A 12,677-nucleotide genomic window follows, 5' to 3' on the forward strand; every position below is an offset into this window, starting at 1 on the left:
TCCTTTCTTTAACTTAGATAATCTTTTCAACTTGCGTATAGAGTATCTCTACAGGAGTACTTCTTCCAAATATTGAAACATTGAGTTTCAACTTCCCATGCTCCATATCATACTCTTCAACGACTCCTGTAAAGTTGGCAAATGGGCCCTCTGTAATACGTACCACTTCTCCTGGCTCGTAAGATATTTTTGGTTTTGGGGCGCCTTTTTTCTCAGTTTTCTCTAGAATCTTTTTCACATCTTCTTCAGAAATAGGAGTAGGTTTTTTAGATTCACCAATGAATCTCGACACTTTTGGCAATGTCTGAATCTTTTGCCAAAGATCTGTATCAAGATCAATATTTGCAAAAACATATCCAGGGTATATGCTTCTTTCGGTTATCTTTTTCTTCCCATTTTTTACTTCGATGACATCTTCTGTTGGAACAACAACTTCTTTAATTTTGTCTTCGAGATGCAGCTCTTTGGCCATATTTTCAATTGCAGTTTTTACAGCTTTTTCACTTCCTGCATAAACCTGAATTGCATACCACTTGTGTGCCATAAAATTCCTTAATTACATTATATGTGACAGGACAAAAGACATTGCCCCATCAACTATAGCCAAGAAGAGCGCAACAACTGAAACGACTATAAATACAGCTATGTAAGCGTTTTTAACCTGCTCTTTAGTTGGAAAAATAACTTTTTGAATCTCATTGCGAGCATTTTGTAAATACTGTATAAACTTTTCCATATTTTTCCTTAGATATGGCAGGGCAGGAGGGACTCGAACCCCCGGCCAACGGTTTTGGAGACCGTTGCTCTACCAACTGAGCTACTGCCCTATATTTAAAACGAAGGAGGGAAAAACCCTCTTCTAAAATTATAGTTTTGCTTCTTTATGGAGCGTATGCTCTTTGCAAAATTTACAATATTTTCTTATTTCGAATTTTTCTGGATGCGTTTTTTTGTTTTTGGTTGTATGGTAATTTCTTCTTCCACACTTTTCACATGCCAAATGAATTTTGTCTCTCATAATCAGCCCTTGCTATAAAAAGGGGCGAAGCCCCGAATATTATTCGATAATTTTACTTACAACACCTGCACCAACAGTTCTACCACCTTCACGGATAGCAAATCTTGTTCCCTCTTCAAGAGCAATTGGTGCAATGAGTTCAGCGTTGATTTTTACGTTATCGCCAGGCATAACCATTTCAACGCCCTCAGGCAATGTAATAGTTCCTGTTACATCTGTTGTACGTACATAGAACTGTGGTCTATATCCGCTGAAGAATGGTGTATGACGTCCACCTTCCTCTTTTGTAAGTACGTAAATTTCTGCTTCAAATTTTGTATGAGGTGTGATTGTTCCTGGTTGAGCAAGAACTTGACCTCTTTCAACCTCTTCTTTTTTAGTACCTCTAAGAAGTACCCCTACGTTGTCACCAGCTTCACCTTGATCTAGCTCTTTTCTAAACATCTCAACGCCAGTAACAGTTGTCTTTTGAGTTGGGCGAAGACCTACGATTTCGATTTCATCACCAACTTTTACAACACCTCTTTCGATTCTTCCTGTAACAACAGTACCACGTCCAGAGATTGAGAAAACATCTTCGATTGGCATCAAGAATGGTTTATCGATATCGCGCTCTGGAGTTGGAATATACTCATCAACTGCTTCCATAAGCTTAAGGATCTTTTCACTCCAAGGACCAATTTCACCATTTTTTGCTTCTTCTAGCGCTTTAAGTGCAGAACCAGCAATTACAGGAACATCGTCTCCTGGGAAGTCATACTCATTGAGAAGCTCTCTTACTTCCATCTCAACAAGTTCAAGAAGCTCAGGATCGTCTACCATATCTTCTTTATTCAAGAATACCACGATATAAGGAACACCAACTTGGCGTGCAAGTAGGATGTGCTCACGAGTTTGTGGCATAGGACCATCAGCAGCAGATACAACTAAAATGGCTCCATCCATCTGTGCAGCACCAGTGATCATGTTTTTAACGTAGTCAGCGTGCCCTGGGCAGTCAACGTGAGCATAGTGTCTTTTATCTGTTTCATACTCTACGTGAGAAGTAGCGATAGTAATCCCTCTTTCTCTCTCTTCAGGCGCATTATCGATTTGATCATAATCTCTTTTTTCTGCATAACCTTTTTCTGCCAAAACAGCAGTAATAGCAGCTGTCAAAGTTGTTTTACCGTGGTCAACGTGGCCAATAGTACCGATGTTGACGTGAGGCTTGGTTTTGACGAATTTCTCTTTTGCCATTGCTTTTCCTCCGTTTGTAATTAAAATTGCGGGCTAATTATATCCAAATTACCACCCAAAAACAAATATGCTCGCTAGCTGCAGTGAATGGAGCCCAGAAGCGGGATTGAACCGCCGACCTCTTCCTTACCAAGGAAGTGCTCTACCACTGAGCTATCTGGGCATAGCATATCGGTTCGTTGTAAATATAAATTGGAAGCAAAACTAAAGTAGGAGTTGTAGCTACATTTAGTTCAGCTCCCAGTTTATATGGAGCGGGAGACGGGACTCGAACCCGCGACCCTCAGCTTGGAAGGCTGATGCTCTAGCCAACTGAGCTACTCCCGCAAAATGGTGGTGGGAGGAGGATTCGAACCTCCGAAGGCGAAAGCCAGCAGATTTACAGTCTGCCCCCGTTGGCCGCTTGGGTATCCCACCCTTTTACTGGTCAAACGCTGAAATTTTAAATGGAGCCGGTGAAGGGACTCGAACCCCCGACCTGCTGATTACAAATCAGCTGCTCTAGCCAACTGAGCTACACCGGCGTTGATTGATAACGAGTGGAATTATACAAGAGATTTTTTTATGTGTCAAGAGTTTGTATAAGTCCAATACATATGGCACTCATAATGATTTTCAAGAAGGTATTGTACCGGAGATTTAAAATTAAGAGAAGAGTGTGGTATTTTGGTATTGTAATCGATGAGCCATTTTGCTAATTTTTTATTGAATTCATCCAAATCTGTAAAGAGTAAATCTTCATAGTATTGAATAAATTGTTCTTGAATTGTTCTATTGAATCTTTCATTGTGTGCATTCATTTTAGGGCTCCTTGGATATGTCCAGTAGTGTGTAAAGCCTTTTTGTTCAAGCAGAGCATCAAACTCTTTTTTAAATTCACTGCCATTATCTGAAAGAATTGCAAGTTTACGTTTTTGTTTGATGGAGGTTATTCCATCAATTAAAGCTTCAAGAGCATATGCAGTATGTTTTGCTCTTTTAGATGGAATTGCTACTGCGAATGCAATACGTGTGAGTGGGTCAATCATAGTAAGGATATATCGTTTTATACCGTTTGATACTATTTGGATGGTATCGACTGCCCAGAGTTCAAATGGTTTAGATTTGAGGTTTTTTGGTTTTCTGTTTTTTTGTGTCTTCTTTTTTGGTTTCACTTTTCCTTTTGTATCGATGCGGTAGGGAAAAAGTCTCATTGTATCTGGTGCTTTTGCGATTATTCTTCCTATTGTGGATTCCGAGGGAGTTTTAAGTTCTTTTTCTTCACAAAAAGGTTTAAGCAGGTGGTAGAGTTTTGCTTTGCCGATGTTGGGATATGCTTTTCTTAATCGTTTTATCTCTTTAATAACTTCTATTGGAACTTTTGACTCTCTTACTCTTTTTGGTCTTCGTGATTTTGGATTTAAGGCTTTTATATCGCCATCTGCATCATTTAAACTCTTTTTCCATCGAAAGAGTGTTCTTCTGCTTACTCCAAAAGCTTCAGTTGTTGCTGCTAGTCCATATTTTTCCCAAAACTCCAATATCTTTTTTCTTCTTTTTGCCTCTTCGCTTATCATAAGCGAATTGTAGTATATCCTCTCTAATCTTTTATATCCTTTGAGCCCTGGCAACGTGTATTTGATTTGCACTCCTCACTCTCCCTCTCAGAGTGCCATATGTGTTTGAACTTATGCAGAGTTTTTGAAAAAAAATTTGGATAGCCATCGGCTATCCTAGAAGACTTTGTGCTTTTATAATAATATTTTCTATTGTAAACCCGTACTCTTTAAATAGAACATCTGCTTTTCCACTAGCGCCAAATCTATTTTCCATACTTATTACATCATCTGCAAAACGGTACCATTCAATTCCTGCACCTGCTTCTATTGCTAGCACTTTTGTTTTTGGATCAATGACAGTATCCTGATACTCTTTGTCTTGTTCTAAAAAGAGTTCCATACAAGGCATACTGACGATATTTGCATTAATTCCTTTTTCTTCAAGATGACAGCCAGCTTGTAGTGCTAACATCACTTCGCTACCTGTTGCTATAAGTGTAAGTACTGCATTATCCCGTTTTTTGATGATATATCCCCCAAAGCGTGGCTCTCCAAAATCTCGTTGAGGTTTAAGAGTTTTAAGTTTTTGACGGCTTAGAACAAATCCACACGGCTTATCCAGTTGCAAAGCTACTTTCCAGCACTCTACATTTTCTGTTGCATCAGCAGGTCTAAATGTATAAAACTGTGGTAAAGCTCTAAACGTAGTTAATTGCTCGATTGGCTGGTGCGTTGGTCCATCTTCACCTACACCTATACTATCATGCGTCCAGATGAAATAGTTTTTGAGTTTTGAAAGTGCTGCTATTCGTACAGCGGCTTTTTGATAGTCACTAAAGACAAAAAATGTTGCATTAAATGGTATGAGCAAACCATACGCTGCCATTCCGTTACAAATTGCTCCCATTGCATGCTCACGCACTCCAAAGTGAAAATTTTTTCCATTTGGGAAATCTCCCATACCTTGCAAATATGTTTTATTTGATGGAGCTAAGTCTGCACTCCCCCCTACAAATGCAGGTAGTGCTTTTGCAATCGCATTGAGAATTTTTCCATTGCTATCACGTGTTGCAATCATGCTTCCTGCCTCAAATTCTGGCCACTCGATTGCATCAAAATCTGGATTTTGCAGTCTCTGTAAAATCTCATTTTGCTCTTTGTATGGAGACTCTGTGATGAGTTTTTTCCACTCTCGCTCGGCAAGCTCCCCTTTTTCTACTGCACAGCGAAAACGTACTAATACATCTTCTGGTACATAAAATTGCTCATCAGGTGGAAATCCAGCTTTTTCTTTAGCGCATCGAATATCATCTTCACCAAGGGGTGCTCCATGAGAGTGCGGATCTCCTTCATATTTGCAGCTTCCTTTCGCTATTGTCGTATGAGCAATAATGAGTACCGGTTTTTTTCGTTTTTTCGCCCAGCGCAACGCTGCATCTATATCCTCATAGTCGTGTCCATTAACTTCAGTAACATCCCAGTTTTGCGCTTCAAATCGCCTCTTTACATCTTCATTCCATGCTAAAGAAGTATCACCCTCAATTGTAATATGGTTACTATCATAAATCATTATTAAGTTATCAAGTTCAAATCTTCCTGCTAATGCGCACGCTTCATAACTAATTCCCTCTTCCAAGTCTCCATCACCACAGAGGCAGTAGACATTGTGGTCTATAATTTTTGTTGTTTCTGTATTGAGAAGACGTGCAGCATACTTGCTCGCCATTGCCATACCGATAGCATTCGCTACACCTTGTCCCAGAGGACCAGTTGTTATTTCAACTCCAGGAGTATGTCCATATTCTGGATGGCCTGGTGTTTTGCTTCCAAACTGTCGGAACTCTTTGAGATCTTCTAAGCTTACATCATATCCCCAAAGATACAGAAGCGAATAGATAAGCCCTGTTGCATGTCCTCCACTAAATACAAGACGATCGCGATTAAGCCATTTGGGATTTTTTGGATTGTGACGAAGGTGTTGTGAAAGCACAACTGCAATATCTGCGAGTCCTAACACTACACCAGGATGGCCACTATTTGCCTTTTGGATCATATCAAGACCCAAGAATCTTATCGTATCAGCCATTTTTTTGAACATCTTTTTATCCATTACTTTCCTTTTTGTGTCTATAAAGATATTGTTGTAAAAGCTTTTTTAATTCTTCTTGAACATTTGCTGGAACGGTGCCAAGATCTTCTTCTATTTTTTTTGCAAGTGCATCTGCTTCTTTAATGGCACCTTCAAGTCCTAAGAGATTTACAAACGAGTTTTTTAAAGCATCATTTTTCGTAGTTTTCCCTGCTTCTGCTTCACTCATTATCTCATCAATAATATCATCTTGAATTTGAAACAGCAACCCTAATTGTAAACCAAAATCATAGAGGTTTTTTTCAATCTCTTCACCAAGATTTGCAATTACTGCCCCCATTTCTAATGAAGCAGCTATAAGTTTTGCAGTTTTATTCCTATGGAGAGTTTTAAGCTCTTCGAGTGTTAGTTTCTCACCCTCAAAATGGCAGTCAAGAATCTGTCCGTGCACCATTCCATGCACGCCACCATTAAAGCTTAAAATTTGTACAAGTTTTATCTTCACATCATTATGCAACGCTGCTTTTACAAGAATATAGAATGCATGAGTATTGAGTGCATCTCCAACAAGAACAGCTGTTAGTTCATCAAATTTTTTATGTAGCGTTGGTTTGCCTCTGCGAAGATCTGCATCATCCATTACGGGAAGATCGTCGTGAATCAATGAATAGGTGTGAAGTATTTCAATCGCCAAAGCAGCATCTAATGCAGAAGGAATCAGTAAGGGATTTGCGGCTTTGACCACACTCAAAAGCAATACTGGTCTAAACCGTTTGCCACCAGCTTGTAGCATAAAATTGAGGGCTTCTTTATAATAAGGGTGATAAGTTTGAATGTCAATAAGATTTTTTTGAAGATGTTTTTCAAAAACTTCAGCTAGGTCCATCTATTTCTGTCCAAAAAGATCAGGGTTCATTAGATTCATTGCCATTGATTTTTTCTCTTCTTCTACCATTTTGAGTACATCATTTATTGCACTAATGAGCAAAATTTCCAAAGACTCCTTATCTTCAAGAAGTGAATCATCAATCGAGATATCTATTATTTCACCTTTTCCATTTGCAGTCACTTTTACAAGCCCACCACCACTTTTTGCAGTAAACTCTTTTTTTTCACTCTCTTCTTGCGCTTTTTTCGCTTTTTCTTGTATCTCTTCAAACATTTTGCCAAGTTCTGAGAGATTGAGTTTGTCAAACATTTTTTCCTCACATATAGTTGATTATTTCATCGATATCATTATTTTCATTTACAAGCACTATCGTTGGTTCGTAAAGAGCTAATTCATCCTCACTCATATATGCATATGCCACTATAATGATTTTATCTCCTGGATGCGCTTTTCTTGCTGCAGCACCATTGAGACAAATTTCGCGCTTTCCTCGCTCACCTTTAATAACATAGGTTTGAAAGCGCTCACCGTTATTGATATTGAGAATATCAACCTTTTGGCCAACACGAAGTTTTGCTGCCTCCATAAGCTCTTCATCGATAGTGATGGAGCCAACATAGTTTAAGTTGGCATCTGTCACTGTCGCACGATGTATTTTGCTATAGAGCATCTCTATTTGCATTCTTACGCTCCACCTGCCATTTTAATAACATCAGCTATACTCATTGGCTCATCCCAATACTCTTTTGGAATTAAATACTCTTGGACTGGATTTCCTCCAATGATATGCTCTTCTATAATTCTATCAATTTTTTCCTTATCTAACCCAACATACATATAATGCCCAGGCTCTACAAGCATAACTGGCCCCAATTGACATCTGTTGAGGCAACCTGTACGCACAGGCTGTACTGCAGCAATGATACCTTTTTCCATCAATTTTTGCGCTAAATGTTGAAAAAGCTGTTGACTTTCAGGATTATTTGCACTCACACAGCTTGGTTTTGGAAAACCTGGAGGTGCTGATTGCTCACACTTGAATATATAAAATGTTGGTTGAGGGATTCCCATACTAGCTCCTTTTTAATTAATACAATTTTTGTCTGAATTGTAGCAATAATTCATCATATATGCATTAAATATATGGAATAAATAAATTACTTAAGTAGCTTCCAAATATTAACTTTCTATTATTTGCTCGACTATATCTCTATCATTAAAAGGTATTTTCTCCCCCTCTATTTCCATATACTCTTCATCACCTTTACCTAATATTAAAAGTATTTCATCTTTTTTGAGATTTTTTATAGCGCGTTTAATTGCCTCTTTTCTATCTTCAATTTTTTCAACTTGTATATCTGTATTAATACCCTGGGCAATATCCTCAATTATAGTAGATGGGTTTTCTCTTCTTGGATTATCGTTCGTTAGATAGATTCTCGTACAAAATCTACTTGCTATATTTCCCATTTTTGCCCGCTTATCCCTATCTCTCTCTCCTCCAGCACCAAAAACTGCAACAATTTTTTTACCAGGGAAGGATTCAAAAACCTTTTGCATACCATCTGGTGTATGTGCAAAATCAATAATAATGAGAGGTTTTGTAGATACAACCTCCATGCGTCCTTTCACACCAGCAAAATTTTCAACTACATCACAAATCTTTTGCAATTCTTCATTCGTAACAATGTGCACTGCACCAATAGCTGCAGTGAGATTATAAAGATTGAAGAGTCCTTGCAAGGAAGAGTGAAAATCTGCCATTTGTGAACCAAACTGGATGACTCCACTTATGCCATTTTCTAAAGAGTAAGCAACAATCTGGTATGTTGCCGGCTCTTCAACTGCATATGTACGAGTATTTTTGAGATTATATTGAAGGTTTTTATCCTCTTTGTTGATAAGTTTGGTAGATTCATCTGCAAAAAATGCACTTTTTGCAGCCACATACTTTTGCAGTGTTTTATGGTAATCAAGATGATCTTGCGAAATATTTGTAAAGACTTTAAGTGAAAAATCGAGCCCTTCTATTCTGTTTTGCACAATTGCATGAGAGCTCACCTCCATGCAAAAATAATCACATCCTCTCTGTTTTGCTGCAAAAAGATGCGATACCGTTTCCAAAATAGAAGGTGTTGTTAAAGATTTCTTGCCTAACTGTTCATCCGCAACAAAAAAGCCTCGTGTCCCTTGCAGTGCAGCTTTGAATCCTAAATCATTGAGCAATGAATATATTGCGGCAGCTGTTGTCGTCTTTCCATTGGTGCCTGTTATACCTATAATTTTGATATTTTGTAATTGCAACTCTTCTATCAACTCTTTTGGAGTGATAGTTTCGCAGCTATGAGAAAAATATTTTCTATTTTGATCAGTAAGTAAGAAGAGATCAGCATTTTCAATTTCAGCAGTATTATCTGTAATTTTTTTGCCATGAAAATCGACTATCATGCTTTCTCACTATGAAGCTTTTCAAAAAACTCTTGTAATTTCTCATCGGTTGGATAGAGTTTAGAAGCATCTTCTAGGTAGCTATAGACTATATCGGTAAATCCATTTTCTATGAGATTTTCTATAAAATCGAAAAAATCATTTTTCTGTGTAATAATAACTTTGGTACTAAACATAATATCTTCAAAAGCTCGCTTGAAACTTCCTCTATTTGCAACTATTTCTTTAAAATCTTTGTAGGAGATCCCCTCCATTGTAACTGTTGAATTTTCATTTTCAAAACTTTCCACAAAACTTCTTTGCGAATCTTCTAATGTTTTTAACATTTCCAATACACGTTTTTCTGGTTCTTCTTCACCCTCTTCTTTGAGAATAATGTAAAAATCAAAAAGTGCTAGTGCTTCTTCTTCATCTTCACTTGCTAGATCACACAGTATAACACCCAGATGTGCCTCTTTATTTGTAGGCTCTAATTGTAAAACACTATTATAGTTTTGCAATGATACTTGAAAATTTTTTTTCATAAAACTCTCTGCAGCTTTTTGCAAAAGCTTCTTCTTATCCATTATTATGCTCGTCTCCTTCATATTGTGCTGCTATATCTTCCCATTGATCTTCATATCCAGGTGGTATATTGACAACTTCTATATCAGGATGAATGTCAATTTTTAGCTGTCTTTCTACTCCATATTTGAGAGTATTTCCAGCCGCACTACACCCTACACATGCTCCTCCAAGTTGCACAAATACTTTTCCATTTTTTACACCGAGCAGCTTGATATCTCCTCCATCGAGTGCTAACATAGGTTTTAATTTTTCTATCACTCTCTCTACTGCTGGATAGAGATCTTCATCAGTAAATGGTAAACTCATAGTAGGCCTTTTTTAGAAGGAATATAGTTTAAATGTTATTATAGGTAGCTGAAAAAAATTTTTTAATTGCAATAGTGCAAGAATTTCGAGGCAAAAGCCTCGGAAGTATTATACAAATTCGATAAAAGCCATAGGTGATGCATCGCCTCTTCTAATTCTCGTACGTACTATACGAGTATAACCACCATTTCTCTCTTTATATCGAGGTGCAATTTCATTGAGAAGCTTTTTAGTAGCTTCTTTATCTTGAAGATATGCAAACACTTCTCTGTGAGCATTAAAATCACCCACACGTGCTTTAGTAACTAACTTTTCTATATAACTGCGCAAAGTTTTTGCTTTCGCAACAGTTGTTTCTATTTTTTCATTCATTATGAGTGCTATAGCAAGATTTTTTAAAAGTGCTTTTCTGTGAGCACTTGTTCTACTGAGTTTTCTATATCCATGCTTATGTCTCATCACTTATCCTTTAGATTTTATCTGTTGTATCTTCTCAGCAATAGTGGACTTCATCTGTGGTGTCATAGACTCTACATCCACGTCTAGATCCTCTAATCTCTCTTCAATTTCATCGAGAGATTTTTTGCCAAGATTTTTAATATTTTTTAATTCATCTTTATCCATAAGAAGGAGTTCTCCTACATATTCTACACCTGCTCGTTGCAATGAGTTATAGCTACGTGCACTTAGTCCTAGAGCATCTATTTTTTCAAAAAATATCTGCTCGTTTTGAGCACCATTTTTCGCACTTCCACCTTCGATGAGTGTGATATCATTATTGAATATAGCGAGTTGATTGTAAAGAACATCTAGAGCCATTTTTAAAGCTTTTACAGGATCAACCTGCCCATCTGTTTCGATATCAAAAACAATTTTTTCATAGTTAGGATTATCTTCAACGAGAACATTTTCAATTGTATAAACAGCTTTTTTAACTGGTGTGAAGAATGCATCCAGCGGAATAAAACCTTCTGGCAAAGACTCTCTTATTGCTTCGCTTGGAACATATCCTATTCCCTTTTTCACAATAACTTCAAAATTTAGCTGTGCATCTTCATTCAGGGTTGCTAAAAAATTATCTGGAGTCACCACTTCAATTTCATCATTAGATAGATCTTTTCCGTAGAGCTCTTTTGGACCAGAGAACGAAAACGAAACAGTAACGTTGTCTTTTTCTTCATCTTTGATTTTGAAACGAATGTTTTTAAGATTGATAATAAATTCAGCAACATCCTCTAACATACCTCTGACGCTATCAAATTCGTGTTGTACACCCTCTATTTTGATTCCAACAGGTGCATATCCCACTGTACTGCTCAATAGTAGTCGTCTTAAAGGATGTGCAATAGAAATTGCATATCCGCTCTCATAAGGATATACATTCAGTCGGATGTGATTCTCTTTTACCTTCTCTACTTCAAGATTTGTTGGAACCGATGGTGTTACTTTTATTCTATTCATTGCCTACTCTCTTTTGTGAATTTTTCCCGAGCAGAGCTCGGAGCTATTTATTATTTAGAGTATAGCTCTACAATCAATCTCTCTTCGACAGGAATCTCTACTTCACTTCTCTCTGGGATTCTTGTAAAAATTCCAAATACTTTCTCTTTATCTACATCAACCCAAGGCACAATCCCAGTTTGATTTGTTAGTTCAAGAGCTCTTTGTATTTGAGGATTGTTTTTACTCTTTTCACGGATTTCAATTTTTTGTCCAGGTTTTACTCTATATGAAGGAATATTTACCCGTTTTCCATCTACAAGTACATGACCATGGTTTACAAGTTGTCGTGCAAATCTTCTTGTTGTAGCAAAACCCATACGATATACTACATTGTCAAGTCTTTGCTCAAGAAGCTTAATAAGGTTCTCCCCCGTATTACCTTCCATTCTGTTCGCTTCTTTAAACAGGTTTCTAAATTGCTTCTCAGCAACACCATACATAAACTTTGCTTTTTGCTTTTCACGAAGCTGCAATCCATATTCACTAATTTTGCTTCTTCTTTGTCCATGCTGTCCTGGCGGATAAGGCCTTTTGTCAAGTGCACTTTTACCAGCAAGTCTTCTTTCGCCTTTAAGCGCCAGGCTAACACCCAAACGTCTCTCAATCTTTTCAACCGGACCTCTATATCTTGCCATCTATGTCTCCTACCTCAAAAATATTTTAGCTTCTTGTGTGGCGTGCCGTTTTAAATTAGACTCTTCTTCTTTTTGGAGGTCTACATCCATTGTGCGGTAAAGGTGTGATATCTTTGAAAAAGAGCACCTTAATACCTTCAATTGCTCCTACACTTTTTACAGCGGTATCTCTACCACTTCCTGGACCTTGAACTTTGATACCCACTTCTTTGATACCATGCTCTTTTGCTTTTGTCATTGCATCTTCAACAGCTTGCTGTGCTGCAAAAGGAGTAGATTTTTTGCTCCCTTTAAATCCAAGACTACCAGCACTGCTCCATGCAATAACATTTCCCATTTCATCTGTAACAGTTACAACAGTGTTGTTAAATGTAGCGTTAATATAGACAACCCCTCTGGCTATATTTTTCTTAACAACCTTTTTTCTAACTCTTCTTTTTGCCAT

Annotated in this window: 17 protein-coding genes and 5 tRNA genes; all 22 read right to left on the reverse strand. The window is 37.5% G+C overall.

Annotated elements, in window-relative coordinates; all coding sequences use genetic code 11:
• Positions 1 to 13: 13 nt before the first annotated feature.
• The gene (nusG, locus tag NITER_RS07140; protein ID WP_084275197.1) at positions 14 to 544 is read right to left on the reverse strand and encodes a transcription termination/antitermination protein NusG; all 531 of its coding nucleotides are present in this window, start codon (positions 542 to 544) and stop codon (positions 14 to 16) included.
• A gap of 12 nt (positions 545 to 556) precedes the next feature.
• A complete protein-coding gene (secE, locus tag NITER_RS07145) occupies positions 557 to 736 on the reverse strand; it encodes a preprotein translocase subunit SecE (RefSeq protein WP_084275196.1) in 180 nt (59 codons plus the stop codon).
• Positions 737 to 751: 15 nt separating this feature from the next.
• Positions 752 to 827, reverse strand: a tRNA-Trp gene (locus NITER_RS07150).
• A gap of 38 nt (positions 828 to 865) precedes the next feature.
• A complete protein-coding gene (gene rpmG / locus NITER_RS07155; RefSeq protein WP_084275195.1) occupies positions 866 to 1,018 on the reverse strand; it encodes a 50S ribosomal protein L33 in 153 nt (50 codons plus the stop codon).
• A 39-nt stretch (positions 1,019 to 1,057) separates the two neighbouring features.
• Positions 1,058 to 2,257 (reverse strand): elongation factor Tu, encoded by a 1,200-nt coding sequence (gene tuf / locus NITER_RS07160; RefSeq protein ID WP_084275194.1) that lies wholly within the window; start codon positions 2,255 to 2,257, stop codon positions 1,058 to 1,060.
• An 88-nt stretch (positions 2,258 to 2,345) separates the two neighbouring features.
• A tRNA-Thr gene (locus tag NITER_RS07165) sits at positions 2,346 to 2,420 on the reverse strand.
• Between the two features lie 87 nt (positions 2,421 to 2,507).
• A tRNA-Gly gene (locus NITER_RS07170) sits at positions 2,508 to 2,584 on the reverse strand.
• 4 nt (positions 2,585 to 2,588) lie between these two features.
• A tRNA-Tyr gene (locus tag NITER_RS07175) sits at positions 2,589 to 2,674 on the reverse strand.
• 30 nt (positions 2,675 to 2,704) lie between these two features.
• Positions 2,705 to 2,781 (reverse strand) — tRNA-Thr (locus NITER_RS07180).
• 45 nt (positions 2,782 to 2,826) lie between these two features.
• Complete coding sequence (locus NITER_RS07185) at positions 2,827 to 3,885, reverse strand: integrase core domain-containing protein (protein ID WP_281847559.1); 1,059 nt, start codon at positions 3,883 to 3,885, stop codon at positions 2,827 to 2,829.
• A gap of 79 nt (positions 3,886 to 3,964) precedes the next feature.
• The gene (gene tkt, locus NITER_RS07190) at positions 3,965 to 5,905 is read right to left on the reverse strand and encodes a transketolase (RefSeq protein WP_084275193.1); all 1,941 of its coding nucleotides are present in this window, start codon (positions 5,903 to 5,905) and stop codon (positions 3,965 to 3,967) included.
• Positions 5,898 to 6,770: a polyprenyl synthetase family protein gene (locus NITER_RS07195; protein ID WP_281847561.1), complete on the reverse strand. Its 873-nt coding sequence runs from the start codon at positions 6,768 to 6,770 to the stop codon at positions 5,898 to 5,900. Before NITER_RS07195 ends, tkt begins: the two co-directional genes overlap by 8 nt.
• Positions 6,771 to 7,082, reverse strand: a complete 312-nt coding sequence (locus NITER_RS07200) for a YbaB/EbfC family nucleoid-associated protein (RefSeq protein WP_084275192.1) — start codon at positions 7,080 to 7,082, stop codon at positions 6,771 to 6,773. It abuts the gene before it with no gap.
• A gap of 7 nt (positions 7,083 to 7,089) precedes the next feature.
• Positions 7,090 to 7,455: an aspartate 1-decarboxylase gene (gene panD, locus NITER_RS07205; protein WP_084275191.1), complete on the reverse strand. Its 366-nt coding sequence runs from the start codon at positions 7,453 to 7,455 to the stop codon at positions 7,090 to 7,092.
• Positions 7,456 to 7,457: 2 nt separating this feature from the next.
• Entirely contained in the window at positions 7,458 to 7,844 is a 387-nt protein-coding gene (locus NITER_RS07210; RefSeq protein ID WP_084275190.1) for a (2Fe-2S) ferredoxin domain-containing protein, read from the reverse strand.
• A gap of 108 nt (positions 7,845 to 7,952) precedes the next feature.
• Positions 7,953 to 9,221: a UDP-N-acetylmuramoyl-L-alanyl-D-glutamate--2,6-diaminopimelate ligase gene (locus NITER_RS07215; protein WP_084275189.1), complete on the reverse strand. Its 1,269-nt coding sequence runs from the start codon at positions 9,219 to 9,221 to the stop codon at positions 7,953 to 7,955.
• A complete protein-coding gene (locus NITER_RS07220; RefSeq protein WP_084275188.1) occupies positions 9,218 to 9,787 on the reverse strand; it encodes a hypothetical protein in 570 nt (189 codons plus the stop codon). The genes NITER_RS07215 and NITER_RS07220 overlap by 4 nt, the downstream gene beginning before the upstream one ends.
• Positions 9,780 to 10,094 (reverse strand): NifU family protein, encoded by a 315-nt coding sequence (locus tag NITER_RS07225; RefSeq protein ID WP_084275187.1) that lies wholly within the window; start codon positions 10,092 to 10,094, stop codon positions 9,780 to 9,782. Before NITER_RS07225 ends, NITER_RS07220 begins: the two co-directional genes overlap by 8 nt.
• A 108-nt stretch (positions 10,095 to 10,202) precedes the next feature.
• Positions 10,203 to 10,553 carry a 50S ribosomal protein L17 gene (rplQ, locus tag NITER_RS07230; RefSeq protein ID WP_084275186.1) on the reverse strand — a complete coding sequence of 117 codons (351 nt, stop codon included), beginning with the start codon at positions 10,551 to 10,553 and terminating at the stop codon, positions 10,203 to 10,205.
• Positions 10,554 to 10,556: 3 nt separating this feature from the next.
• Positions 10,557 to 11,555, reverse strand: a complete 999-nt coding sequence (locus NITER_RS07235) for a DNA-directed RNA polymerase subunit alpha (protein WP_084275185.1) — start codon at positions 11,553 to 11,555, stop codon at positions 10,557 to 10,559.
• Positions 11,556 to 11,605: 50 nt separating this feature from the next.
• On the reverse strand, positions 11,606 to 12,232 hold the full coding sequence (rpsD, locus tag NITER_RS07240) for a 30S ribosomal protein S4 (protein WP_084275184.1): 627 nt from the start codon (positions 12,230 to 12,232) through the stop codon (positions 11,606 to 11,608).
• A gap of 55 nt (positions 12,233 to 12,287) precedes the next feature.
• Positions 12,288 to 12,677, reverse strand: a complete 390-nt coding sequence (gene rpsK, locus NITER_RS07245) for a 30S ribosomal protein S11 (RefSeq protein WP_084275183.1) — start codon at positions 12,675 to 12,677, stop codon at positions 12,288 to 12,290.

Origin of the sequence: Nitratiruptor tergarcus DSM 16512 (assembly GCF_027946175.1) — a bacterium.
GTDB classification, from domain to species: domain Bacteria; phylum Campylobacterota; class Campylobacteria; order Campylobacterales; family Nitratiruptoraceae; genus Nitratiruptor; species Nitratiruptor tergarcus.

Excerpts from the sequence above, each read along its gene's own strand:
- nusG (WP_084275197.1), bottom strand. The coding sequence starts at position 544 with ATGGCACACAAGTGGTATGCAATTCAGGTTTATGCAGGAAGTGAAAAA.
- secE (WP_084275196.1), bottom strand. The coding sequence starts at position 736 with ATGGAAAAGTTTATACAGTATTTACAAAATGCTCGCAATGAGATTCAA.
- rpmG (WP_084275195.1), bottom strand. The coding sequence starts at position 1,018 with ATGAGAGACAAAATTCATTTGGCATGTGAAAAGTGTGGAAGAAGAAAT.
- tuf (WP_084275194.1), bottom strand. The coding sequence starts at position 2,257 with ATGGCAAAAGAGAAATTCGTCAAAACCAAGCCTCACGTCAACATCGGT.
- tkt (WP_084275193.1), bottom strand. The coding sequence starts at position 5,905 with ATGGATAAAAAGATGTTCAAAAAAATGGCTGATACGATAAGATTCTTG.
- NITER_RS07195 (WP_281847561.1), bottom strand. The coding sequence starts at position 6,770 with ATGGACCTAGCTGAAGTTTTTGAAAAACATCTTCAAAAAAATCTTATT.
- NITER_RS07200 (WP_084275192.1), bottom strand. The coding sequence starts at position 7,082 with ATGTTTGACAAACTCAATCTCTCAGAACTTGGCAAAATGTTTGAAGAG.
- panD (WP_084275191.1), bottom strand. The coding sequence starts at position 7,455 with ATGCAAATAGAGATGCTCTATAGCAAAATACATCGTGCGACAGTGACA.
- NITER_RS07210 (WP_084275190.1), bottom strand. The coding sequence starts at position 7,844 with ATGGGAATCCCTCAACCAACATTTTATATATTCAAGTGTGAGCAATCA.
- NITER_RS07215 (WP_084275189.1), bottom strand. The coding sequence starts at position 9,221 with ATGATAGTCGATTTTCATGGCAAAAAAATTACAGATAATACTGCTGAA.
- NITER_RS07220 (WP_084275188.1), bottom strand. The coding sequence starts at position 9,787 with ATGGATAAGAAGAAGCTTTTGCAAAAAGCTGCAGAGAGTTTTATGAAA.
- NITER_RS07225 (WP_084275187.1), bottom strand. The coding sequence starts at position 10,094 with ATGAGTTTACCATTTACTGATGAAGATCTCTATCCAGCAGTAGAGAGA.
- rplQ (WP_084275186.1), bottom strand. The coding sequence starts at position 10,553 with ATGAGACATAAGCATGGATATAGAAAACTCAGTAGAACAAGTGCTCAC.
- NITER_RS07235 (WP_084275185.1), bottom strand. The coding sequence starts at position 11,555 with ATGAATAGAATAAAAGTAACACCATCGGTTCCAACAAATCTTGAAGTA.
- rpsD (WP_084275184.1), bottom strand. The coding sequence starts at position 12,232 with ATGGCAAGATATAGAGGTCCGGTTGAAAAGATTGAGAGACGTTTGGGT.
- rpsK (WP_084275183.1), bottom strand. The coding sequence starts at position 12,677 with ATGGCAAAAAGAAGAGTTAGAAAAAAGGTTGTTAAGAAAAATATAGCC.